General features: G+C 57.7%; 18 protein-coding genes. 10 read left to right on the top strand and 8 right to left on the bottom strand.

Translation table 11 applies throughout. The annotated features are described in order from the left end of the window. The first annotated feature begins 1 nt into the window (after nucleotide 1). Both QPM17_RS04610 and cynS read left to right on the top strand, forming a co-directional pair. On the top strand, nucleotides 2-895 hold the full coding sequence (locus QPM17_RS04610; RefSeq protein WP_285389163.1) for an ABC transporter ATP-binding protein: 894 nt from the start codon (nucleotides 2-4) through the stop codon (nucleotides 893-895). Between the two features lie 30 nt (nucleotides 896-925). Continuing rightward, nucleotides 926-1,369 carry a cyanase gene (gene cynS, locus QPM17_RS04605; RefSeq protein ID WP_285389161.1) on the top strand — a complete coding sequence of 148 codons (444 nt, stop codon included), beginning with the start codon at nucleotides 926-928 and terminating at the stop codon, nucleotides 1,367-1,369. A gap of 406 nt (nucleotides 1,370-1,775) precedes the next feature. Here cynS and QPM17_RS04600 read toward each other — a convergent pair whose 3' ends face one another. Further along, nucleotides 1,776-2,054: an ACT domain-containing protein gene (locus tag QPM17_RS04600; RefSeq protein ID WP_285389160.1), complete on the bottom strand. Its 279-nt coding sequence runs from the start codon at nucleotides 2,052-2,054 to the stop codon at nucleotides 1,776-1,778. Beyond that, nucleotides 2,051-3,751 carry an acetolactate synthase 2 catalytic subunit gene (gene ilvG, locus QPM17_RS04595; RefSeq protein WP_285389159.1) on the bottom strand — a complete coding sequence of 567 codons (1,701 nt, stop codon included), beginning with the start codon at nucleotides 3,749-3,751 and terminating at the stop codon, nucleotides 2,051-2,053. Before ilvG ends, QPM17_RS04600 begins: the two co-directional genes overlap by 4 nt. Nucleotides 3,752-4,045: 294 nt before the next feature. Between ilvG and QPM17_RS04590 the strand changes: the two genes are divergently transcribed. Further along, nucleotides 4,046-5,128, top strand: coding sequence for an efflux RND transporter periplasmic adaptor subunit (locus QPM17_RS04590; RefSeq protein WP_285389158.1), 1,083 nt, complete (start codon nucleotides 4,046-4,048; stop codon nucleotides 5,126-5,128). Between the two features lie 5 nt (nucleotides 5,129-5,133). Beyond that, on the top strand, nucleotides 5,134-8,229 hold the full coding sequence (locus QPM17_RS04585) for an efflux RND transporter permease subunit (protein ID WP_285389157.1): 3,096 nt from the start codon (nucleotides 5,134-5,136) through the stop codon (nucleotides 8,227-8,229). Here the strand turns inward: QPM17_RS04585 and QPM17_RS04580 are convergent. Then, nucleotides 8,196-10,010: a sensor domain-containing phosphodiesterase gene (locus tag QPM17_RS04580; RefSeq protein ID WP_285389155.1), complete on the bottom strand. Its 1,815-nt coding sequence runs from the start codon at nucleotides 10,008-10,010 to the stop codon at nucleotides 8,196-8,198. The genes QPM17_RS04585 and QPM17_RS04580 overlap by 34 nt on opposite strands. A gap of 272 nt (nucleotides 10,011-10,282) precedes the next feature. On the opposite strand from QPM17_RS04580, the gene QPM17_RS04575 reads away from it, so the two are divergent. Next, the gene (locus tag QPM17_RS04575) at nucleotides 10,283-12,163 is read left to right on the top strand and encodes a sensor domain-containing diguanylate cyclase (protein WP_285389153.1); all 1,881 of its coding nucleotides are present in this window, start codon (nucleotides 10,283-10,285) and stop codon (nucleotides 12,161-12,163) included. Here QPM17_RS04575 and QPM17_RS04570 read toward each other — a convergent pair. Then, entirely contained in the window at nucleotides 12,136-13,608 is a 1,473-nt protein-coding gene (locus tag QPM17_RS04570; RefSeq protein WP_285389151.1) for an amidase, read from the bottom strand. The genes QPM17_RS04575 and QPM17_RS04570 overlap by 28 nt on opposite strands. Nucleotides 13,609-13,784: 176 nt before the next feature. Between QPM17_RS04570 and QPM17_RS04565 the strand changes: the two genes are divergently transcribed. After that, nucleotides 13,785-14,411 (top strand): methyltransferase family protein, encoded by a 627-nt coding sequence (locus tag QPM17_RS04565; protein WP_285389149.1) that lies wholly within the window; start codon nucleotides 13,785-13,787, stop codon nucleotides 14,409-14,411. Nucleotides 14,412-14,418: 7 nt separating this feature from the next. Here the strand turns inward: QPM17_RS04565 and djlA are convergent, their stop codons facing one another. Continuing rightward, nucleotides 14,419-15,204, bottom strand: a complete 786-nt coding sequence (djlA, locus tag QPM17_RS04560) for a co-chaperone DjlA (RefSeq protein WP_285389147.1) — start codon at nucleotides 15,202-15,204, stop codon at nucleotides 14,419-14,421. Between the two features lie 118 nt (nucleotides 15,205-15,322). On the opposite strand from djlA, the gene alkB reads away from it, so the two are divergent. After that, nucleotides 15,323-15,973 carry a DNA oxidative demethylase AlkB gene (gene alkB / locus QPM17_RS04555; RefSeq protein ID WP_285389145.1) on the top strand — a complete coding sequence of 217 codons (651 nt, stop codon included), beginning with the start codon at nucleotides 15,323-15,325 and terminating at the stop codon, nucleotides 15,971-15,973. 6 nt (nucleotides 15,974-15,979) lie between these two features. Here the strand turns inward: alkB and QPM17_RS04550 are convergent, their stop codons facing one another. Together QPM17_RS04550 and QPM17_RS04545 are read right to left on the bottom strand one after the other, a co-directional pair. Then, nucleotides 15,980-17,260, bottom strand: coding sequence for an MgtC/SapB family protein (locus QPM17_RS04550; RefSeq protein ID WP_285389143.1), 1,281 nt, complete (start codon nucleotides 17,258-17,260; stop codon nucleotides 15,980-15,982). Beyond that, nucleotides 17,253-18,143 carry a LysR family transcriptional regulator ArgP gene (locus QPM17_RS04545; RefSeq protein ID WP_285389142.1) on the bottom strand — a complete coding sequence of 297 codons (891 nt, stop codon included), beginning with the start codon at nucleotides 18,141-18,143 and terminating at the stop codon, nucleotides 17,253-17,255. Before QPM17_RS04545 ends, QPM17_RS04550 begins: the two co-directional genes overlap by 8 nt. A gap of 83 nt (nucleotides 18,144-18,226) precedes the next feature. Between QPM17_RS04545 and QPM17_RS04540 the strand changes: the two genes are divergently transcribed. Next, nucleotides 18,227-18,847: a LysE/ArgO family amino acid transporter gene (locus QPM17_RS04540; protein ID WP_285389141.1), complete on the top strand. Its 621-nt coding sequence runs from the start codon at nucleotides 18,227-18,229 to the stop codon at nucleotides 18,845-18,847. 10 nt (nucleotides 18,848-18,857) lie between these two features. On the opposite strand, the gene QPM17_RS04535 is transcribed toward QPM17_RS04540, so the two are convergent. Next, nucleotides 18,858-19,193, bottom strand: a complete 336-nt coding sequence (locus tag QPM17_RS04535) for a TraR/DksA family transcriptional regulator (RefSeq protein ID WP_285389139.1) — start codon at nucleotides 19,191-19,193, stop codon at nucleotides 18,858-18,860. 291 nt (nucleotides 19,194-19,484) lie between these two features. Here QPM17_RS04535 and nhaB point away from each other — a divergent pair, with 291 nt between their 5' ends. Next, nucleotides 19,485-20,990 carry a sodium/proton antiporter NhaB gene (gene nhaB / locus QPM17_RS04530; RefSeq protein ID WP_285389138.1) on the top strand — a complete coding sequence of 502 codons (1,506 nt, stop codon included), beginning with the start codon at nucleotides 19,485-19,487 and terminating at the stop codon, nucleotides 20,988-20,990. A 35-nt stretch (nucleotides 20,991-21,025) separates the two neighbouring features. Next, the gene (locus QPM17_RS04525; protein WP_285389136.1) at nucleotides 21,026-22,513 is read left to right on the top strand and encodes a SulP family inorganic anion transporter; all 1,488 of its coding nucleotides are present in this window, start codon (nucleotides 21,026-21,028) and stop codon (nucleotides 22,511-22,513) included. The last annotated feature ends 1 nt before the right edge of the window (nucleotide 22,514 follow it).

Raw genomic sequence — 22,514 nt, 5'->3', positions numbered from 1 at the left:
CATGAGTAAATCATTCCTGGAAGTCGACGGTCTGTCGAAAGTATACCCGGATGGTCAGGGTAACGAGTTCACCGTGTTCGAGGACATCCGTTTCAGCCTGGAGAAAGGCGAATTTGTCTGCATCATAGGCCACTCCGGCTGCGGAAAATCCACGATCCTGAACGTTCTCGCAGGCCTGGATGAGGCCAGTTCAGGCAACCTGGTGATGAGCGGTAAGGAAGTAATAGGCCCCAGCCTGGACCGCGGTGTGGTGTTCCAGAACTACAGCCTGTTGCCGTGGAAGACCACGCTGAACAACATCGTTTTTGCTGTTCGCGCCCGCTGGCCCTCCTGGTCGAAAGAGAAAGTAAGAGAGCATAGTGAGCGCTACCTGAAGATGGTGGGCCTGGACCATGCACTTGACCGCAAGCCATCCCAGCTCTCTGGCGGCATGCGCCAACGGGTGAGTATCGCCCGGGCCTTTGCCACGCAACCGGAACTGTTACTTCTGGATGAACCTTTCGGAGCGCTTGATGCGCTGACCCGTGGCGTCATCCAGGACGAACTGGTCAAGATATGGGAAGAAACCCGGCAGACCGTATTCATGATCACCCACGACGTGGACGAAGCCATTCTGCTGTCCGACCGCATCTTCCTGATGTCCAACGGCCCCAACGCGCGCATTGCCGAGAGCGTGAAAGTGGACGTGCCCCATCCACGCTCCCGCGCCACCATTTTCCAGAACCCCGCCTACCACAAAACCCGCGATTACCTGGTGGATTTCCTGGTCAATCGCAGTGGCGCAGCACTGCCCGAAGACGATGGCAGTCCGAAATTCGTCGAACCGGCAAAGGGTATGGCCAAGCCCGCCCCGACACCGACTGAAGAATCTGCCGCAAAAGCGGTTAATGCCTGAAAGCAACCATTGTCACAAGAGGACATGATCATGATGAACAAAGAACTGATGACCGCAAAAATCCTGGAAGCCAAAGTGGGTAAAGGCATGACCTGGGAAGCCATTGCCGAGTCCATCGGCATGTCGCCGGTGTTCACCACATCCGTGTGTTTCGGCATGAATAGTTTTTCCGAAGACAAGGCCTTTGCCCTGTGTGAAACCCTCGGCCTCGACAAGGACGTAGCGCAGGCCCTGCAGGAGTTTCCCAAAAAATCCTGGGACGGCGGCGTGCCCCAGGACCCGCTGATCTATCGTCTTTACGAGGTGGTCGGCGTGTATGGTGACACCATGAAAGCGCTGATCCACGAAAAGTTCGGCGACGGCATCATGAGCGCCATCGATTTCACCATGGACATCGAGAAGGAGGAGAACCCGAAGGGCGACCGCGTTGTGGTCACCATGAACGGCAAGTTCCTGCCCTATAAGGCCTGGTGATTTCTTTTGGCTTGGGAATTGCCTGCTCTTGTAGCCTGCCGGTTTTGGGGCGGGCTTGCGGGGTGGCATCTGTATTTTTTTGGAAAAAGAACTCGCTTCGCTCAGACATCTTTTTCTGGCAAAAAATCCAGATACCACCCCGCGCCGAGCTGACAACGGCGGGATCGCAGGAAAAGACAACCGGTAAGGTCGATCCTTAGTTATCGGGCGTCCCGTGCACACGAAGGCCCACTCGACCTTCGTATCCCTGTACTGCACGTCGATAGGGGGGTGGGGGTATTTTTTCTGGCAAGGAAAAAGATGTCTGAGCGAAGCGAGTTCTTTTTCCAGAAGAAAAAATACCCCCACCCCCCGTATCCGCCCGCAAACCCAACAGGCTACAAAAAAGAGGGCAACTCCCAATGTCTCAGGCAGTCTGAACCTGAACTCCAGAACCCTGATCAGGGACGACTTCTGAAACCGTATGCAGTTTCTCCAGTTGGGATTGGAGCATGGTGATGGGGCGGGTGCCTTCCAGGGTCAGGGCGATGTCGAGATGGTCTCCGGCGGATTCGACCGCCATGGTGGCGATGCGGAAGCCGCGGATGCGGACGACCTGGCACAGGCGCTCCAGGGCGGCGGCTTCCCGGGACATGCGGCAGTTGAGGGTATAGCTGGGTATGGGGCTATCTGTTTGCGGGGTCATGCTACGTGCTCCTTGTTGGCAGTGCTGGCGCGTCGGGTTTCGTCGATCATGTCGCGGTTGCTGGCGCCGGGTTTGACGATGGGCCAGACGTTCTCCTCCCGGCTGATGGCCACGTGCAACAGCATCGGGCCTTTAAAGGCCAGGATGGTCTCGATACCGCGGCGGATCTGGTCGGTGCGTTCGATGTGCAACGCCGGGATATCAAAGGCGCGGGCCAAGGCCACGAAGTCCGGGTTGTCGTCCAGGTTTATCTGGCTTTCCCGGTTGTTGTAGAACAGCTCCTGTTGCTGGCGCACCATGCCCAGGCACTGGTTGTCCATGACGATGAGTTTTACCGGCAGGTTGTAGCGGCGGATGGTAGCCAGTTCCTGGGCGTTCATCATGAACGAGCCGTCGCCGGTTACGTTGATGACGGTGCTGTTGCGGTCGGCGAACTGGGCGCCGATGGCCGCAGGCAGGCCGAAGCCCATGGTGCCCAGGCCGCCACTGGTGAGATGATGGCGCGGGTGGTCGAATTCATAGTGCTGGGCGACCCACATCTGGTGCTGGCCCACATCGCAGGCGATAACGGTGTCGTCCGGGGCAATCCGGGAGAGCTGACGGATAAACGCAGGGCCGGTGATGGGGGCCAGGGGTTCTTCGTTGTCGGCAGCCTGGAAGCCCCCGGTGGTGTGCCAGTTACGGCACTGCTTCTGCCAGTCCCCGATGGCCAGTGGTCTGTCCGCCAATGCACCGGCCAGTGTCGCCAGGATATCATTCAGATCCCCACGGATGGCCACGTCAGCCGGGCGCAGTTTGTTGATCTCAGCGGCATCGGCATCGATATGAATCATCTTTGCATTGGGGGCGAAGCCTTCGAGCTTGCCGGTGGCGCGGTCGTCAAGGCGGGCGCCAATGACCAGTAACAGATCGCATTCATCCACGGCTTTGTTGGCGGCGCGGGAGCCGTGCATGCCCAGCATACCCAGGTTGTGAGGGTTATGCTTGCCGGGATTGCCGATGCCCTTGAGGGTAACCACCGCCGGCAAGGCGGAGGACTCGGCAAATATCCGGAAACTGTCTTCGGCGGTTGCCAGGCTGATCCCGCCACCGCTGTAGAGCAGTGGTTTGCGTGCGGCGCGCAGCATGGCCAGTGCCTGGTTCAGGTCCGGGCAGCTGCTTTCACGTGGCTCTGATGCGGGGAAGGGCGCATCGGCGACCTCGGCCAGCAGAAGGTCCTTCGGAATATCAATCCATACCGGCCCCGGTCGACCACTTTGGGCCAGTTCCATGGCTTCTTCCATAATGGCGGGCAGGGTGTCGGCGTCGTCAATCAGATAGCTGTGTTTGACGATCCCCAGGGTCATGCCCAGCACGTCGGTTTCCTGGAAGGCATCGGTGCCGATCAGGCCAGAGGGCACCTGGCCGGTGATTACCAGCATGGGGATGGAATCCCTGTGGGCATTGGCGACTCCGGTAACCAGGTTGGTGGCACCGGGGCCGGAGGTGGCAATGCATACGCCGAGCTTGCCGCTGGCCCGGGCATAGCCGTCGGCGGCGAGGGCACAGCCCTGTTCGTGTCGGCACAGCACATGTTCCACGCCCACATCATCCACCAGCGCGTCGTATAGCGGCATGATGCAGCCGCCCGGATAACCGAAAACCGTGCTGATGTTGTGGCGGTGGAATGCTTCAAGAATGTGCTGTGCGCCGTTCATGGTCGTTTTTCCCTTTTTCTTGCTGCAAAAAAAAGCCCCCGGGACCTTTCGGTGCCGGGGGCTTCTCGTGTCTTGTCAGGTTGTTGCTATCTCACCCGCTTGTCCACGCAAAAGCCCCCGGACGGTACCACGACCACCAGGACTAGCTTCACGAGGACGACTACTGCGTTGAGATTCATAAAATCAGGATATGCTCTGAATTTGTAAAAAATTTATGTGTAGAATCTACCCCACGAAAATAACCGGATGCAACCGTTTTCTACCGAAATCACCTGTTCAACCTGTGAGCAATCAATGACAAAAGCAAAACTGGGGTCCATCGGCCTTTCTCTGCTGGTGCTGGTGTTACTGGTTGTCTGGATGGCAACGGGGAACGTCAAGGAAGCTCGTGATGAGGCGCCGGAAGCGACACCTGACCAGGACAAGGGTATGCCGTCGGTGCAGGTGGATATACTCCGGGCCAGGCCATACGAGCCAGGGCTGATGCTTCAGGGGCAACTTGAGCCCTGGCGGGCGGTATCCATAGGGGCGCGTGCGGCTGGTACCGTGGAAGAGCTGATGGTAGAGCAGGGTGAACGGGTGGAGGAAGGGAAGGTTCTGTTACGCCTTTCCGAGGATGGGCGTGGTGCAGCCGTGGAACAATGGCAGTCCCGCATCCGCAAGCTGGAGGCAGATCTCTCGGCTGCCCAACAGCTTCGGGCCCGTGACCTTACTTCAGAATCTGAACTGCTGACCCTGCAGAGTGAACTCTCGGCTGCCAGGGCCGAACTGGCCCGGGCACGCCTGGCAGTGGATAACCTGACCCCCCGTGCACCGTTCGACGGCACGATCAATCGCCGCGATGTGGATCTGGGTGACCTGGTTCAGGTGGGCTCGCCTTTGCTGGAGCTGGTAAGGATTGACCGCCTCAAAGCAACCGGGCAGATTCCACAGCAGTCAGTGGGTAATGTGGAGGAAGGCCAGAAAGCCACGATTCACACCCTGGACGGCGAAATGCTGGAGGGGCAGGTGAGCTTTGTTGCCAGTGCGGCAGACCCGCAAACCCGCAGTTTTGCCGTTGAAGTGACGGTGGAGAACCCAGACCGCAAGCGGGTCGCCGGCGGGAGCGCCACGCTCCGGATTTCACTGCCGGAGGTCAGAGCGATGTTTATTTCACCAGCCTACCTGAGCCTTGGCGACGATGGCCGCCCCGGTATTCGCTACGTGGGCGAGAATAACCAGGTTGTGTTTACCACCGTCAAACTGCTGAATGTCACAACGGATGGCGCCTGGGTAACCGGTTTGCCAGAGGAAATCCGGCTGATCACCCGTGGCGCCGGCTTTGTATCGATCGGGCAACAGGTGCGGCCGGTAAACCGCGATTCGGATCGGGGCTGACCAGCATGCGAACCCTGATATTTGCTGCGCTTGACCGCAGTCGAACAACTTTTCTCACGCTGGTGTTTCTTATTCTGGGGGGAATTGCCGCATTTCAGGCCATTCCCAAGGAGGCCAATCCCGACGTCACCATCCCTATGATCTACGTGTCCATGACGTTGGAAGGCATCAGCCCGGAAGACGCTGAACGGCTGCTTATCCGGCCCATGGAGCAGGAGCTGCGGTCCCTTGAAGGGATCAAGGAAATGCGTGGTACCGCATCGGAAGGCCATGCCTCGGTGATGCTGGAGTTTGATGCCGGCTTCGACCCGGACATGGCGCTTCAGGACGTGCGCGAGAAGGTGGACACCGCCCGCAGCAAACTGCCGGGGGAAGCGGACGAGCCCAGAGTTAACGAAATCAATGTCGCGCTGTTCCCGGTGATGTCTGTCGGTCTGTCCGGTCCACTTTCGGAGCGTGAACTGGTCACTATTGCCCGGCGCCTGCAGGACGCCATTGAAGGGATCCCGGAAGTACTGGAAGTGGATATCGGCGGCGACCGGGAGGACCTGCTGGAAATCGTTGTCGACCCACAGGTACTGGAAAGCTACGGCATTGATTTTGATCGGTTGGCGTCGCTGGTCACCCGTAATAACCAGCTGGTGGCCGCCGGCAGCCTGGATACCGGCGCTGGCCGCATGACCATGAAAGTTCCCGGCGTGATTGAGTCCGTGGAGGACGTGATGTCCATGCCCATCAAGGTGGATGGCGACACCGTGGTGACTTTCGGTGACGTCGCCATGCTCCAGCGTACTTTCAAGGACCCCACCGGCTTCGCAAGGATCAACGGCGAGCCTGCCCTGGTGCTGGAAATTTCCAAGCGTACCGGCGCCAATATTATTGAAACTGTCGGCCAGGTCAAAGAATTGATCAGGGCCGCAGAGTCGGAGCTGCCAGAAGAGCTGGAAGTCCGCTACATCATGGATCAATCCGGTGAGGTAAGGGATATCCTCAGCGACCTGCTCAACAACGTGCTGACCGCCATTGTGCTGGTCATTATCCTGATCATTGCCGCCATGGGCCCCCGTTCCGCCCTGTTGGTAGGCCTGACCATACCCGGAGCCTTCCTCACCGGTATCCTGGTGATCTGGAGCATGGGTCTTACCCTCAATATTGTGGTTCTGTTCAGCCTGATCCTGGTGGCCGGCATGCTGGTGGATGGGGCAATTGTGGTGTCGGAACTGGCCGACAGAAATCTCTCCGAGGGACAGCCTGTGCGGTCTGCTTGGGGTGAGGCTGCCAGCCGGATGGCCTGGCCCATTATCGCCTCCACCGTGACCACGCTGGCCGTCTTCATCCCATTGTTGTTCTGGCCCGGCGTGGTGGGTGAATTCATGAAGTTCCTGCCCATGACCGTCATCATCTGTCTGATCGCTTCCCTGGCCATGGCGTTGGTGTTTCTGCCGGTTCTAGGCAGTATCAGTGGCGGCAAGCGGAAGCGCCAGGCATCACCGGACGGGCGAATGACAGGGCTGTACAGGAATCTTCTGGGGCGCTTACTGGCAATGCCGGGTTTTACCCTGCTGGGTGTCCTCGCTGTCGTGCTGGTGATCTACGCGGCGTATGGCAAATTCAATCACGGCGTTGAGTTCTTTCCCAGTGTCGAGCCTGACTCGGCCCAGGTGCAGGTGAGGGCGCGAGGCGATCTGTCAGTGGAAGAGCGGGACGTCATTGTGCGGGAAGTTGAGCAGCGCCTGCAGGGCTTGCCTGAAGTGAAGGCTCTGTATGCCCGCTCCATGGTCAGTGCCGGCAACCAGATGGCACCGGATGTGGTCGGCGTGTTGCAGTTCCAGTTTACCGACTGGTTCGAGCGCCGGCCGGCCACCAGGATTCTGGAAGACTTCCGTGAGCGCACGGCGGATATTCCCGGCATCGAACTGGAATTCCGCAAACAGGAAGGCGGTCCCGCCGGCGGTAAACCTATTGAACTGATGGTCAGCAGCCTCGACAGCAGCAAACTGGACCAGTATGTGGAGTTGATCCACGAACGTATGGGCACCATCGACGGTTTTGTGGATATCGAGGACGACCGCAGTCTGCCAGGTATCGAATGGCGGCTGAATGTGGACCGTTCAGCGGCCGCCCGCTTCGGTTCCGACGTACTGAGTGTCGGAAGCGCTGTTCGCCTGATTACCAACGGCCTGGTATTGGCCACGTATCGTCCGGAGGATGTGCGTGATGAAGTGGATATTGCCGTGCGGGTGCCCAACAACTGGCGTGAGCTGGATCAGTTCCAGCGCCAGACCATCAATACCAACCGTGGGCAGGTTCCGCTCTCCGAGTTTGTGGAACTGCAGCCTGGCGATAAAACCGGAAGCATTGTCCGGGTCGACGGCCAGCGAACAGTAACGATCAAGTCAGACGTGGAGCCTGGCCGCCAGGTAGACCAACTGCTAAGAACGTTGCAGCAGGAGATGCCGGAAACACCTGAGGGCGTGTCGATCCGTTTTGCCGGTGAAAACGAAGATCAGCAACAGGCGTCCAATTTCCTGACCTCTGCTTTCATGGTGGCCATTGCACTGATGCTGCTGATTCTGGTGACACAGTTCAATTCCCTGTACCAGACCTTGCTGATTCTCTCTGCCATTGTGTTGTCCACGGCCGGGGTGCTGCTTGGTCTGCTGCTCAACGGCCAGTCTTTTGGCATCGTGATGGTGGGCATGGGCATCATTGCGCTTGCAGGCATTGTAGTGAACAACAACATCATTCTGATCGACACTTACAACAAAATGCGTGAGAGTGGTCTGGAAGCCTTTGAGGCCGCTCTGGAAACCGGATGTTTACGCCTTCGGCCGGTACTGTTAACCGCCATTACAACCATTCTGGGATTAATGCCGATGGTGCTTGGGGTGAACGTGGATCTGATAACACCATCCCTGGGTCTTGGCGCGCCATCAACACAGTGGTGGACGCAGCTGTCCAGTGCCATTGCCGGTGGGCTGGCCTTTGCGACCATACTGACCCTGTTACTTACACCTGCGTTGCTGGTTCTGGGTGACAAATCCGGGCGTAAGCTGAGACAGCTACGCTACTTACTGGCAAAGAACCGCTCGACCAGTTGATCGAAGGGTAGGGGTTTGCTGTACAGATAGCCCTGAAGGTAGTCGCAACCTTGTTCACGCAGCCAGGTTTCGTGAGCTTTGGTTTCCACGCCTTCGGCTACGACGGAGAGGCCGAGGCCTCGCGCCAGCCCGAGAATGGACAGAATGATGGCACAATCGTCTTCGTCATCAGGGATGTTGCTGATGAAGGAGCGGTCGATCTTGATGCGTGAAAAAGGCAGGCCCTTGAGCCGCGACAGGGACGAGTAACCCGTACCAAAGTCATCAATGGACAGTTGCGCGCCGTCGGCAACCAGCTCCTCAAGAATGGCGGTGATGGCGCTGAAGTCCCCCTGAATGGCATCCTCGGTAACCTCGAAGTGCAGGGTATTGACTGGAACATTGTGCTCGGCACAGACGGTTCTTATCAGACGGGGAAGTTCGGAGACCAGTAGCTGTTCGGGAGCCAGATTTATTGACACTTCAGGCACATCGATCTGGTTGCTGCGGGCCCATTGCCAGTGCTCGCAAACGCGGCGCAATACGCACTCACCAAGGGCATACATCAACCCACCGCCCCTGGCGATGTCGAGGAACTCGATGGGCGACAGCCAGCCCCGCTCAGGATGCTGCCAGCGAACCAGTGCTTCGACAGATTCCACACTGGATCCGGCGGCATTGGCAATCGGCTGGTAAAACACCTCGAGTTTCTGCTCCGTTATCGCAGTACGCAGGTAATTTTCCATCTCAAAGCGTGAGCGGGCGCTGACCTGGATACTGGAATCGAAGAAGCACGCGCGGTCCCGGCCTTTGTGTTTGGCGTTATACATCGCCGCTTCAGCACCACGGAGTAAATCCTCCGTAGTTTTGCAGTCGCCGGGCAGGTGGCAGATGCCCACGCTGGCTCCGACCCTGATCGAGTGCCCGTTCACACGAATCGGTTTACCGATTTCGTGCCTGACTTTTGAGGCGGTATTTTCCAGCGTATCAGGCAGCGTGTGGTTGCGGATGATCAGGGCATACTCATCGCCGCCAATCCGGGCGAGAAGGTCTTTGCCGGGCACCTTGATCTGCTTGAGCCGCTGGCCGATCTCTTCAATAACGGTGTCTCCCACTTGAGCCCCGAGCCCGTCATTGATGGATTTCAGCCGGTCCACGTCCACCCATATAAGCGCCAGGCTGCCAAGCCCACGCCTTTCCAGCTTGCCCACCAGATAATTGATGCGGTCCCGCAGCGAGCTGATGTTCAACAGCCCCGTCAGGGAGTCGTAGCGGGTGGCGTATTCCAGTGCCTGTTTCGAATCCAGCCAGGCTTCATGGGTATTCATCAGGCTGATGGTGTCGGCGATCGCGATAACAAAGGATATTTCCGGGAGGGTCCACGTCCGTGGAGTGATGGACTCAAGGCAGACCACACCGCTGAGCCGGGCACCGTCAAAAACCGGGGCATCCAGCATGGAACTTATACCCTTCGGTGCGAGGTAATCCGCTGTAAAGGCACGGGTCCGTGGATCTTCATGGGCGTTAGGAACAGACAGCACCCGCTCGCTTTCCAGTGCAGAGAAATAATCAGGGTTGCTCGATTGATACAGGCTGGTTGTTTTCCCGGTGCCCCCATCGGGCGTGTGCAGCCATTCTGATTCGATACGGTCACGTTGCTCCGGAAACTTCCAGACGCTGACCCGTTCAACGTTGAGCAGTCTGGCACAGAGCGCTGTCAGTGCGGCGAGTTTCTGGTTGCGCTCCCTGTTGATGAAGGCCGGGCTGTGGCTAAGCTCCATCAGTGCCTTGTGAAAGTTCACAAAGGTGTCCGTATCCTGCATAAACTCTGGCTTTCAGTGATGAATGGAAGCGAGCGGTTGGCCAGAGTCGTTCCTGGCTCCTTAATTATATACTGGCACCGGCCTGCCGCTCTGTCCAACGCTCAGGGTGAGGCGTTGCGGGAAAATGTCAATCTGTGAAGATTTGTTGTCCGATTGAAGCATTTTTTTGTATTTACGGCGAAGTTCCTGTTTCTGGGTCATACTCCGACGGACTTTGATCGAAATAGACATCTTCCACTGCGGGGCCACTTTTGAATAGAACTCTGGTGCAGTTGTTGCTGGTTCTTGTTGCAGGCTTGCCCATGCTGGCCCTGGCCCAGCCGGCGACCTGGGATGATCATTCCAGGCGCATGGAGCTATCCCCGTTCGTGGAATACTGGCCGGAGTCCTCCGGCCCTGCCTCCCTTGATTCGGTGCGGGAGCTTCCTGACAGCCAGTGGCAACGCAATGGTAAGGACAGTGTAAGTCTTGGGTATGGCGATGATGTGTACTGGTTCCGGGTCCAGATCGAGAACCAGGGTCAGGCCACCGATCCCCTGTTACTGGAAATCGGCTACCCGGTGCTGGACCACATCGAAGTCTATCTGATTGATGATGGCAAAATGACTGAGCGGCACTTTCTGGGAGACAAGAAACCGTTCTACGATCGTCTGATCTATCATCGTAATTTTCTTGTGCCGCTCTCACTGCCGACTGACGGGAACGTTTCCGTTTACCTCCGAATCGACACCACCAGCTCCATGCAGGTTCCGCTGACACTCTGGGATCAGGACGCCTATTACGTGGCGGAGCAGTCCCGCAGCATGTTTGAAGGTATCTACTTTGGCATTGTACTGGTGATGATTCTTTACAACCTGTTTGTCTACATGGCAGTGGGAGAGCGCAGCTTTCTCTATTACGTTGGTTATATATCGGCCATGCCCCTGTTCCTGGCTAGCCTGCATGGTGTCAGCTTCCAGTATCTGTGGCCCGAAGCCACCCGCTGGAACGACCAGGCGATTATTGTATTTCTCAATCTTGTCGTCTTTTTCGGGGGGGCTTTCAGCATTCGATTTATCAATGTGACCCGCCGGAATCACCCGATACTGAATCGACTGACGGCGTCACTGATGATTGTTGCCGGGCTGATGGCGGCAGCCGGGATACTGGTTCCGTATCGGCTGATGATCCTGCCTACCATTCTGGTGGCCTTCCTCGGGTGCACCACCATGCTGGTACTGAGCATTGTGCGCTGGATCAAGAAGGATCCCGCTGCCCGTTATTATGCGCTTGCCTGGGTGTTCATGCTGTTTGGCGGAATCGTTCTGGCCCTCAGCAAATTCACCATGTTGCCCCGAAACCTGCTAACGGAAAACGCGACCCAGGTAGGTTCCGCCATTGGCGTCATCCTATTGTCGCTGGCCCTGGCAGACCGGCTCAACAAGGAGAAAAAGTGTGCTTTTGAGGCTCAGCAGCGGTTGCTTCAGGAAGAGCGCAAAGCGCGAATGGCGCAGGAGGAATCCCTTCGTGTCCAGCAGGAAGCCAACACGCTGCTCGAGCAGAGAGTACACGAGCGTACCCGGGATCTTGAGTCCCTCAACGAACAGTTGCGGGAGCTCAGCTCCACGGATGCGTTGACCGGCCTCAAGAATCGGGGCCATTTTGATCGGGTGTTCAGCTCTGCAGTGGTAAAGGCGTACCGGTTTGGTCAACCGCTCTCGCTGTTGTTGCTGGATATCGACCACTTTAAAACGTTCAATGACACTTATGGCCACCTGGTGGGTGACGATTGCCTTCAGATGGTTGCCGACTGTATCCACCGATACGTTACCCGGCCCGAGGATCTGGCCGCCAGATACGGCGGCGAGGAGTTTGTGGTTCTGTTACCGGATACGCCTGAGGAGGGGGCCTTGAGGGTTGCTGAAAAAATCCGTCAGGAGATTGAGAAAACCGGGTTCCGGATATCGGACGAAGTACTGCATCTGACCGTGAGCATCGGTGTGTGCTCGAACTGCCCCAACGAAGCCGACGCCACCAAGACCATCTTCTGCTGGGCAGACGGAGCGCTCTACGAAGCCAAGGAGCGAGGACGGAACCAGGTGGTTGCCAGTAAGCTTCCGCCAGTTCAGGAGGTGGCTCCAGCAGGCACCTGAATGTGTTCTCCGTCGATTTTTGGCCAGTCCATGGCGTCCTCCAGGGCAAAGGCCAACTCCAGCAGCGTCCGTTCGCCACCGTGGCGCCCCATTAACTGGACGGAAACGGGCAGGTTGTGGTGATTCAGGTTGGCTGGCAATGCGATGGCAGGAGCGCCAGTGGCGTTTGCCAGCGGAGTAAAACTCACGTAGCGGGTAAGGCGGTCGAACAAGCTGTCGAAATCCACTGTTGGGCTCAGATAGCCGATTTCCGGCGTTGTGTGTCCAAGCACCGGCGTAAGCACTGCATCATAACCTGCCATGGCCCGGGCATAATCATGATGGGACCGGTGCAGTCGCCACAGGGTAGCCGGCAGCCTGTAGAACTGCTTTCTGAATGCTTTGTCCAGCCCCAGCGTCAAACCATCCACCCGTGACTTGTCGAAGCTCGGATGAATCAGCCGCCTTCCATTGGAGCGAACCCCGAACGCGAGCATTCCCCAGTAGAGTGCAAAGTCCTCCGGAAAGGATGACGCAACGGGGACGTCCACCGGCTCTACTGTGTGTCCCAGCTTTTCCAGGGCCCGTGCCGTGGATTCAACCGCCTCCCGGGTGGCTGTGTCTGTTGGGTGGCCGTTAATGGAATCCATGACCAGGCCAATCTTCAGCGAGCGTGCGGACGGCCCTTCCACCTTACCGATAGGCGGTAGTTTCGGGTTCCGGAAATAATGCTCTGCTGCGGAATAGAAGTTCGCTGTGTCCCTGACGCTGCGGGTGACCACGCCATCGCTGACGATATTGATGGGCAGTGATTTTGCCGCGTCGTTGTCGATCAGTCGACCACGGGTCGGCTTCAGGCCCACCAATCCGCAACAGGCAGCAGGAATGCGGATGGAGCCGCCACCATCGTTGGCGTGGGCAATGGGAACAACGCCGGCGGCTACCATGACTGCGGATCCCCCTGATGATGCGCCAGCCGAGAATTGCAGGTTCCAGGGGTTGCGGGTCGGGGTATCGTGGGCCGGTTCCGTGGTCGCGTTAAAACCGAACTCTGGCAGCGTGCTTTTGCCGAAACAGACAAGGCCCTGAGCCAGCAACTGACGGGCAAACGGGCTGGTTCCAGTCGCCTGATCGGGCCGAATAGCCGCAGTGCCGTGTGTGGTGGGAAATCCTTTTATGTCAGTGTTGTCTTTGATTACTGTAGGGACACCGGCAAAGGTGCCGGTACCTGTCTTCACAGACGCGGCTTCCTTCACGATGGGTTTGCTACGTTCGTCAGGGATGGGGGTGACCAGGCCATGGATAAAGGGCTCGGCCAGCCTGGCCCTCGACAGCGTAGCTTCCAGGGCTTCGTCCGGAGAGATATGGCCATCGCGAATCAGTGCGGCCAGTGCGGTGGCGTCGTATTGCCCGAGCAGATCGTCACTGAAGGTGTGCAGGGTCTGTGGATGTTGTTGTCCAGTCAAGGCAGTTACTCCGTGTCAGTTCCGGGACTGTGTTCACTGTATAGAAAGTTTAAACGTGACGATATGTCATATCAGGAAATTGCTTGGGCGCGCACAAAAGGAAAAAATCGGTTTTCAGCATCCTTGACAGGCTATAAGCTTGGTTCTGGGTACAATCATCGCAGTAAGTGAAATTAATGCTAGCTCTGAATACTTTTGACACGTTCGCCGAGCCACTTGTCCGTTATTTCCTCGGTATTTTCTTCCTGATGATCGGCCTGCAGTTCACCTGCCGGAGCCTTGGCCTTTCAGCAAGAATGGGTTTCTCGTTTATCAACTACGGTAAGAAAGCGTCCGCAGGCTGGTGGCACCGGCATATTTTCAATGTCTTCCGTACCCTGATTCTTGCGGTAGTTGTGCTGCGTATCTTTGTGGATATAGACCCGTGGCTGGGGGTGTTCAGCTCGCTGTATCATGGGCCGGTACTGATAACGGGGATGGTACTTCTGTTGCTGTCTTTCAGCCTGGTCAATTACCTGCAGGCCTACATGCATGAGGACTGGCGCTCTGGCGTCGATCCCGGACAGGATCGCCATCTGATCACCGGCGGCCCCTACAGTCGCAGCCGTAACCCGGTGTTCATGACGGTCATGTTGGGTCAGCTGGGGTTTTTCCTGGCTCTGCCCTCAGTATTTTCCCTGGTATGCCTGATTGCTGGTGTGACAGTGTTGATGCGACAGGCGAGGATAGAGGAAAAGGCACTCTCCCACGTGTTTGGTGATGCCTACGAGGCCTATCGCAGGCGGGTGTCGCGCTGGCTCTGAACCGGTTTTATTCCGCGGAGGATTGTTTACGGGCTTCCTTGACCACATCGTAGGCATGGCTGATCTCTCGGGTGCGTTCTTCCGCCATCTCCCGCATGCTCTCGGGCATGCCGCGCCCGGCCAGCTTGTCAGGATGGTTTTCACTCATCAGCTTGCGATAGGCCTTCTTGATCTCCGCATCACTTGCCGAGGGAGACACCCCCAGCGCCTTGTAGGCATCCTCAATCTGGCTGGCGGATGAGGCCTGGCCTGCACCACCGGTCTGGCCGGCGTGAGCCCCCCGCAGCATGGCTTCCAGCTGGTCCACCTGAGCTTCGGGCAGCCCCAGGCCGCGGGCAATACGCACCAGCATTTCATGTTCGGCGGGGTGCACCACCCCATCAGCGGCAACCGCGGATACCTGTACCTGAAGGAACATCTGTAGCAACGCAGGCTGGCGCCCGCTCACCCGCAGGAAGTGCTGCAGTTCCGCGTCCAGATCAAAATCGTTGGCTTTGCCACGGTTGAAGGCGGCCTTGGCGCGTTCCCGGCTTTCACCGGAAAGGCGGAAGCGGTCGAACAGGCCTTCGGCTACCTTTATTTCGTCCCGGGTAACCACGCCATCGGCTTTGCACAGGGCGCCCATCACCGCAAACACGGATTCCAGAAAATCCGTCTGTACGTTACGCAATTTCTGCCACAGGCGGCTCTTGATGTAACGGGTTAAAAGTACCCCCGCGACTGCACCGATCAATAACCCGGGAAAGCGGCCAAACAGGTAGCCGATTAAACCGCCGATAAACAGGCCGAACATGACAGAGTCCTTCTCAAGTGTGTAAAACTGCGCAAAGTATACGGGTTTCAGGAGAGAATTCGCAGACTAGCCGTAGCAATGGATGAATTTTCATTTCAGTAAGTAGGGTGAAAACATCATGACCATGGATCTTTTTGATCAATCGCCACCGGAACCCCGGGCCGAACCCATCTGTGAGGGGGCCATTGTGCTGCGTGGACTTGCCCGTGAAAGTGGTGCGGAACTGTTGGCGCAGATTGAACGGGTAGCCGGACAGGCACCTTTCCGACAGATGCAGACGCCGGGCGGCCATACCATGTCCGTAGCCATGACCTGTTGCGGTGACTGGGGCTGGGTAACGGATGCGAAGGGGTATCGCTATCAACAGCAGGACCCGGTTTCGGGAGCCCCCTGGTCAAACATGCCGGCACTGTTTCGCATCCTGGCAGCCGACGCTGCCCTGAAGGCCGGTTATGCCGAGTTTGAACCGGACTCCTGTCTGATAAACCGTTATTTGCCTGGCGCCAGAATGGGGCTGCACCAGGACCGGAACGAAAAGGATTTTGACCAGCCTATTGTGTCGGTGTCCCTGGGCACGCCTGTGACCTTTCAGTTCGGCGGCATGCGGCGTAGCGACCGGCCAGGGCGAGTGCCGCTGGAGCACGGAGACGTGGTGGTCTGGGGAGGCCCGGCTCGATTACGGTATCACGGCGTGTTAACGCTCAAAGCCGCGGACCATCCGTTAACCGGCGCATGCCGTTACAACCTGACCTTCAGACGAGCGCGCTAACTGGCGTTATTGCAGCCAGGCAACTGCCAGCCCCGCGACCAGGGACAGCATCATGGGGCCAGCAACCCTCATGCCCAGCTCTTTCCGACCGATGGCGCCAGCAATGCCTGATTTCACCAGGTTATTGGTAGCCGCTGCAATAACAATCCCGATGACAGCCGTCTGCAGAGCCAGGGAGTCCTGGGACATTCGCGTAAGGGACAGGGTGATGGCGTCTACGTCCGCAACGCCGGATGTCGCGGCCAGCATGTAGATCCCAAGGTCACCCAGCCACTCCTGCAGGAATTCGCCCAGCAGCAGGATGGCCACCAGTAACACGCCGAAGACCAGAGCTGACTTCAGGTCCAGCGGGTTCTGGGTCAGTTCCGGGCGGCTCACTTCCAGACGACCCCGGTTGCGCTGCCAGATAATGAGTGCTGGCAAGTACAGAAGAAGCGTCATTACCGCCACTGGCCACACCAGCCTCGGTAACAGCGCAGGGTTGATCAGGGCACAGTAAATCAGGATGCGGGGAAACATGGTGCCGCAGGCGATGAGAATGCCGCTGGCAAACTGTGGACTGACGTCTGGCGAGAGATTGGATTGCCGGGCGTAGTGGAGAGTCAGGGCCGTTGATGAACTCAGCCCTGCGAACAGGCTGGTAAACAGAATACCCTTGCTGGTGCCAGCCAGACGGATGGCAAAGTAGCCGACGAAGGACACCGAGGCAATCAGCACCACCATCCACCAGATTTCCCGGGGATTGAGAACGCCACCGGGGCCCAGGTCTTCATTGGGTAGTAGTGGCAGCATTACCACCGAAATAACCAACAGTTTCAGCGCTGCGTCCAGCTCATGGGCCTGTAGTTTTTCGACCAGCCCGTGAATTTCCTTCTTGTTATCCAGAATCAGTGCGGTAACCACGGCGCCGCCGGTAGCGATGGCCGGGTCCACAGCCACTGCAATTGCGCCATAACAGAAAGTGAGCACCATGCCGATGGTGCCGGTGATGCTGAAATTGCGGATGTGGGACAGACGTTCACTGAAAGCCACGAGGGCAATGGCCACTACGCTGATGAGTAGTACCGGAAATGCCCATTCGGTGACTTCCTTTGCCAGTAGTGCGGCGACACCTCCAAGCAGACCAATCAGGGCGAAGGTGCGAATGCCGGCAATTCGCTCACCGGACGCCTGCTCCCGGGCATCCCAGCCACGCTCCAGACCGATGATGCCCCCAAGCAGGAGGGCAATGGCCAGGTTCAGGGTGGTCTGGTTGTTAACAATAAACTGGCTCGTCACTTCATCCATGGAGTATTCCGTTGTTGGGTGTGAAGGCCTCTTCAAGGGTGGTGGTGAGGCGCTGGAGTAATGCTCCGCTGTGGCGCCAGAAGTGCCAGTAAAGTGGCACTGCCAGCTCATGACCCGGAGCCAGATTGACGAGGCTGCCTTCGTCCAGCCATTTTCGGGCCTGAATAGCCGGAATCATACCGTAGCCCATGCCGGCCATGGCAAGTTGAACGAACCCTTCGGACGAGGGGCACAGGTGATAGGGAAAACGCCCGTGATAGCCGCAACCGGCCATGAAACGATGCTGTAGCTGGTCATTGGGGCCAAACACAATGGCTGGTGAGGAGGCAAAGGCGTCCGGGGTAATGCCGTTGGGGAAGAAGCGGTGAATGTATTGCGGTGTAGCAAGCGGCATATAGACCATGTCACCAAGAGCCACGCATCGTCCTCCGGCCACAGGCTGACTGCTGCTGCAAAGGCAGGCCGCCACGTCACCGTCACGCATGCGTTTCAGGCCGACATCCTGGTCTTCAACCACCAGATCCAGCAGCACGCCTTCGCGGCTGCAGAAGTCGCCGACGACGGAGGCCCACCAGGTGGCCAGACTGTCAGCGTTGATGGCAACCCGCAGTCGCGTTGTGTCCTCGGCGAGGGCGGGAATAGTTTTGCGGAGATCCCGTTCCAGCAGTTGCACCTGCTGGAAGTGGTTGAGCAGTTTGTTACCGGCTGGTGTTGCCCGCAGCTCCGGATGCCTGACCAGTACCGGCTGGCCTAGGCGCACTTCCAGCGACTTGATGCGTTGCGATACGGCGGACTGGGTCAGCCCGAGTATCTCGCCGGCACGCTCGAATCCGCCATTTTCGATAACCGCAGCCAGTGCTTGAAGCAGTTTGTAGTCCAGCATAAGAAAAATTCATGGGATATAAGGTTTATGATTTTTAAGTATAGCTATCCCCAAGTAAGCTTCCAGCAGATCGGGAGGTAAGAATGCTGACAAGTTACCTGACAGGGTTAATCGTTTGTGGCGGGATTATCATCGCCATCGGTGCACAGAACGCCTATATCCTGGGCCAGGCGATACGCCGTGAGCACCACTGGTATAGCGCGGGCATCTGCATGACAGCAGACATTCTGCTGTTCACCGCCGGTATGTTCGGCGTCAACGCAGCGCTGATGGCCGTACCGGAAGCGCTGGATGTTCTGCGCTGGCTGGGGGTGGTGTTCCTGGGCTGGCTGGCACTGGCCGCGTTCTACAAGGTGGCCACCGGGAGGAAAGGGCTGGGTGCGGATGCATCGGCGGCTACCAGCCTTCGGGTGGTGGTGCTGACCACCCTGGCGGTCACCTTGCTGAATCCGCAGGTCTATCTGGACACCTTGCTTTTGATTCCTGCCATCGGCGCCCAGCAGGAAAGCCCTGCAGTATTTGTGGCCGGAGCCAGCAGTGCCTCGATATTGTGGTTCGGCCTGCTGGCCTTCGGCGGTGCTGCGCTGTCGCCCTGGCTGGCCAGCCCCATGGCATGGCGGTTCATTGACGGGGCTATCGGTTCGATGATGGCGGTGATCGCCTTTCACCTTGCCAGTAACGGGTTGTCTGGACCTGCCATTTAAAAACTGCTGGTTAACGGGCACACTCAATGCAGTAGAGCACGGTGGGGTCGATTTCCAGGCGTTTGGTGTTGATGGGTTCGCCGCATTCCATGCAGTCACCGAAGTCATTGTTGTCGATCCGGGTCAGAGTAGCCTCAATCTGTCGCAGCTTCAGTTCGGCCCGCTCCTTGCCTGCTTTGGCCAGCGCCTGGCCTTGCAGTGCGTCCATCCGCGACAATCGCCCGACGCTCTGCTGGTCCAGGTGCACCGTGCCACTGCCTTCTTCACGCACCCCACTCGTTGAGTGCAGGTCGTCGCGCCAGTCCAGCAGCAGTTTGCGGAATTTTTCCAGCTCGCTTTTTTTCATGATGATCAGATCCCACCAGTGTTTGGGTCGCAATTTCTATCTAGGACGCTAAGACATTTCCGGGATGCCGGTTACTTTCCCGGGCTCGTTCTGGTAAGCTTCGCCGCCTTAATTTCACGGCCTATGAACTGACTTTAATGAACGTCTCCGAGACATTCCCGACGATCACTCCACCCTAGCGCTCCGCACACCCTCCAGGTTAATTCCTTGAGCTGATAGCCTGTATTCGCTTACGGCGGGTACCACGGTTCTATTGTCTCTGAGTTTTCGTCTCAAGTCGTTCGGTTCCCCATGCCCAAAACAGTGATTTCAGGTTTTACCCACAATTTCCTCGGCAACGCGCCGGTCTGGTACAAGCAGGTTATTGTCCTGTTTCTGGTCGTCAATCCCCTGATTGTCTGGCTGCTTGGTCCTGCAACGGCAGGCTGGTTTCTGGTGGGAGAGTTCATCTTCACCCTGGCCATGGCGCTGAAATGCTACCCACTGCTACCCGGTGGCCTGCTGGCGGTGGAGGCGTTGCTGATCGGGCTGGCGACGCCGGACGCGGTGTACCACGAGGTGCTGGTCAACCTGCCGGTCATTCTGTTGCTGATGTTCATGGTCGCTGGCATCTACTTCATGAAAGAGCTGCTGTTGGTGACCTTCACCCAGATACTGGTGGGCGTGCGCTCCAAATCGGCACTTTCCCTGCTGTTCTGCGCGGCGGCCGCGTTACTCTCCGCATTTCTGGATGCGCTGACGGTCACCGCCGTTATCATCAGTGTGGCGGTGGGTTTCTATTCCGTCTATCACAAAGTCGCTTCGGGCAAGGGTTACCATCACGGCAACCATAACGCCCAGAGCGACGAGCATGTGGTGGAACTGCATCGCGAAGACCTGGAAGAATTCCGCGCCTTTCTTCGCAGCCTGTTGATGCATGGCGCTATCGGCACCGCTCTGGGCGGCGTTGCGACCATGGTTGGCGAGCCCCAGAATCTGCTGATCGCGAAAGTGGTGGGCTGGAACTTTGCCGAGTTTTTCCAGCGTATGGCGCCCATCAGCTTGCCGGTTCTGGTTGCTGGCCTGTTTACCTGCTGGTGCCTGGAGAAACTGCGCTGGTTTGGCTATGGTGCGCGACTGCCAAAGCCGGTTCGCCAGGTGCTGGAAGACTTTGCGGACAACGAACGCAAGAAGCGCACGAAGGCAGATCAGGCGGCCCTGTGGGTTCAGGCCGTGGCTGCTGTTGTGCTGGTGATCGGGCTGGCGTTCCATATTGCGGAAGTGGGGCTGATCGGGCTGCTGGTAATTATCCTCATCACCTCATTTACCGGTGTCACGGACGAGCACCAGATAGGCAAGGCGTTCCAGGAATCCCTGCCGTTCACTTCGCTGCTGGTGGTGTTCTTTGCCGTGGTGGCGGTGATTCATGAGCAGCATCTGTTCAAGCCGATCATCGACTTCGTGCTGGCGCAGCCAGAAGTGCATCAGCCTGCGCTGTTCTTCGTGGCAAACGGCTTGCTGTCGATGATCAGCGACAACGTCTTTGTTGCCACGGTTTACATCAGTGAAATCAAACAGGCGCTGGATGCGGGCGCTATTTCCCGGGAGCATTTCCAGGATCTGGCTGTTGCCATCAACACCGGCACCAACCTGCCTAGCGTAGCAACGCCCAATGGTCAGGCCGCATTCCTGTTCCTGCTGACATCCGCCATTGCACCCCTGGTGCGGCTGTCCTACGGCCGAATGGTGATCATGGCCTTTCCCTACACCGTCGTTCTCGGATCGGTTGGTCTGCTGGCGGTCATCAACTTTCTGTAAGTTCTCCCCCTGAACGAATTGACTGGACATCAACTATGGTAAACAAGCTCAAAGCTGACTGGCTCTCCAACATACGGGGTGATCTGCTCGCTGGTATTGTGGTGGCGCTGGCCCTGATTCCCGAAGCCATTGCCTTCTCCATTATCGCCGGTGTGGATCCAAAAGTAGGGCTCTACGCCTCGTTCTGTATTGCGGTGGTTATTGCCTTTGTGGGCGGGCGCCCGGGTATGATTTCGGCGGCCACAGGCGCCATGGCATTGCTGATGGTCACCCTGGTCAAGGAACATGGCCTGGAATACCTGTTGGCGGCTACGCTGCTCACCGGTCTGCTGCAGATTGGCGCCGGCTACCTCAAACTGGGCGGCCTGATGCGGTTTGTATCGCGCTCGGTGGTCACCGGGTTCGTGAACGCCCTGGCCATCCTTATCTTCATGGCCCAGTTGCCGGAGCTGACCAATGTCACCTGGCATGTGTACGCCATGACTGCCACAGGGCTCGGCATTATCTACCTGTTCCCGCTGATTCCGGTGGTTGGCCGTATCCTGCCATCACCGCTGATCTGCATTGTTGCGCTGACCGCTTTTGCGATGATCTATAACATTGATATCCGCACCGTGGGCGACATGGGGCAGTTGCCGGACACCCTGCCGATTTTCCTGTGGCCGGACGTACCGCTGAACCTGGAGACCCTGATGATTATTCTGCCGTATTCGGTGGGGCTGACGGTCGTTGGCCTGCTGGAATCGATGATGACCGCCACCATTGTGGATGATCTGACTGATACCACCAGCGACCGCAACCGCGAGTGCAAAGGCCAGGGCATTGCCAATATCGGTTCTGGCCTGCTGGGGGGCATGGCGGGCTGCGCCATGATTGGTCAGTCCATCATCAACATCAAATCCGGGGGCCGTACCCGTCTCTCAACCCTTTCTGCGGGTGTTTTCCTGCTGGTTATGGTGCTGGTGCTGGACCAGTGGCTGGTCCAGATTCCCATGGCAGCTCTGGTGGCGGTGATGATCATGGTATCTATTGGTACCTTCAGTTGGGGCTCTATCAAGAATCTGAAGGAGCACCCGCTGTCCACCAACATTGTTATGGTGGTGACGGTTATCGTGGTGGTAGCAACGCACAACCTGGCGTTCGGTGTGCTGGCAGGTGTTCTGCTGGCGGCGTTGTTCTTCGCCAACAAGGTGGGCCATTACATGCTGGTGACCTCCGAGTTCGACGATAAGACCGATACCCGCACTTACAATGTCGTGGGGCAGGTGTTCTTCAGTTCCTCAGAAAAATTCACGGAATCCTTTGATTTCAAGGAAGCAGTCGATAATGTGGTGATTGATCTGACCCGCGCGCATTTCTGGGATATTACCGCGGTCGGTGCTCTGGACAAGGCTGTCATCAAGTTTCGACGCGAAGGCGCCGAGGTGGAGATCATCGGGTTGAACGAAGCCAGTGCCACCATCGTCGACCGTTTCGGGGTGCACGACAAACCTGATGCCGTTGACCAGCTGATGGGGCACTGAT

The sequence above is a fragment of the Marinobacter azerbaijanicus genome, assembly GCF_030250645.1.
Classification (GTDB): domain Bacteria; phylum Pseudomonadota; class Gammaproteobacteria; order Pseudomonadales; family Oleiphilaceae; genus Marinobacter; species Marinobacter azerbaijanicus.
The sequence above is the reverse complement of the archived record's forward strand: the minus strand, read 5'-3'. Positions and strand labels throughout refer to the sequence as shown.

Coding starts and splice junctions, on each gene's coding strand:
- QPM17_RS04610 (WP_285389163.1), top strand. CDS start 2: ATGAGTAAATCATTCCTGGAAGTCGACGGTCTGTCGAAAGTATACCCG.
- cynS (WP_285389161.1), top strand. CDS start 926: ATGATGAACAAAGAACTGATGACCGCAAAAATCCTGGAAGCCAAAGTG.
- QPM17_RS04600 (WP_285389160.1), bottom strand. CDS start 2,054: ATGACCCCGCAAACAGATAGCCCCATACCCAGCTATACCCTCAACTGC.
- ilvG (WP_285389159.1), bottom strand. CDS start 3,751: ATGAACGGCGCACAGCACATTCTTGAAGCATTCCACCGCCACAACATC.
- QPM17_RS04590 (WP_285389158.1), top strand. CDS start 4,046: ATGACAAAAGCAAAACTGGGGTCCATCGGCCTTTCTCTGCTGGTGCTG.
- QPM17_RS04585 (WP_285389157.1), top strand. CDS start 5,134: ATGCGAACCCTGATATTTGCTGCGCTTGACCGCAGTCGAACAACTTTT.
- QPM17_RS04565 (WP_285389149.1), top strand. CDS start 13,785: ATGCTAGCTCTGAATACTTTTGACACGTTCGCCGAGCCACTTGTCCGT.
- djlA (WP_285389147.1), bottom strand. CDS start 15,204: ATGTTCGGCCTGTTTATCGGCGGTTTAATCGGCTACCTGTTTGGCCGC.
- alkB (WP_285389145.1), top strand. CDS start 15,323: ATGACCATGGATCTTTTTGATCAATCGCCACCGGAACCCCGGGCCGAA.
- QPM17_RS04550 (WP_285389143.1), bottom strand. CDS start 17,260: ATGGATGAAGTGACGAGCCAGTTTATTGTTAACAACCAGACCACCCTG.
- QPM17_RS04545 (WP_285389142.1), bottom strand. CDS start 18,143: ATGCTGGACTACAAACTGCTTCAAGCACTGGCTGCGGTTATCGAAAAT.
- QPM17_RS04540 (WP_285389141.1), top strand. CDS start 18,227: ATGCTGACAAGTTACCTGACAGGGTTAATCGTTTGTGGCGGGATTATC.
- QPM17_RS04535 (WP_285389139.1), bottom strand. CDS start 19,193: ATGAAAAAAAGCGAGCTGGAAAAATTCCGCAAACTGCTGCTGGACTGG.
- nhaB (WP_285389138.1), top strand. CDS start 19,485: ATGCCCAAAACAGTGATTTCAGGTTTTACCCACAATTTCCTCGGCAAC.
- QPM17_RS04525 (WP_285389136.1), top strand. CDS start 21,026: ATGGTAAACAAGCTCAAAGCTGACTGGCTCTCCAACATACGGGGTGAT.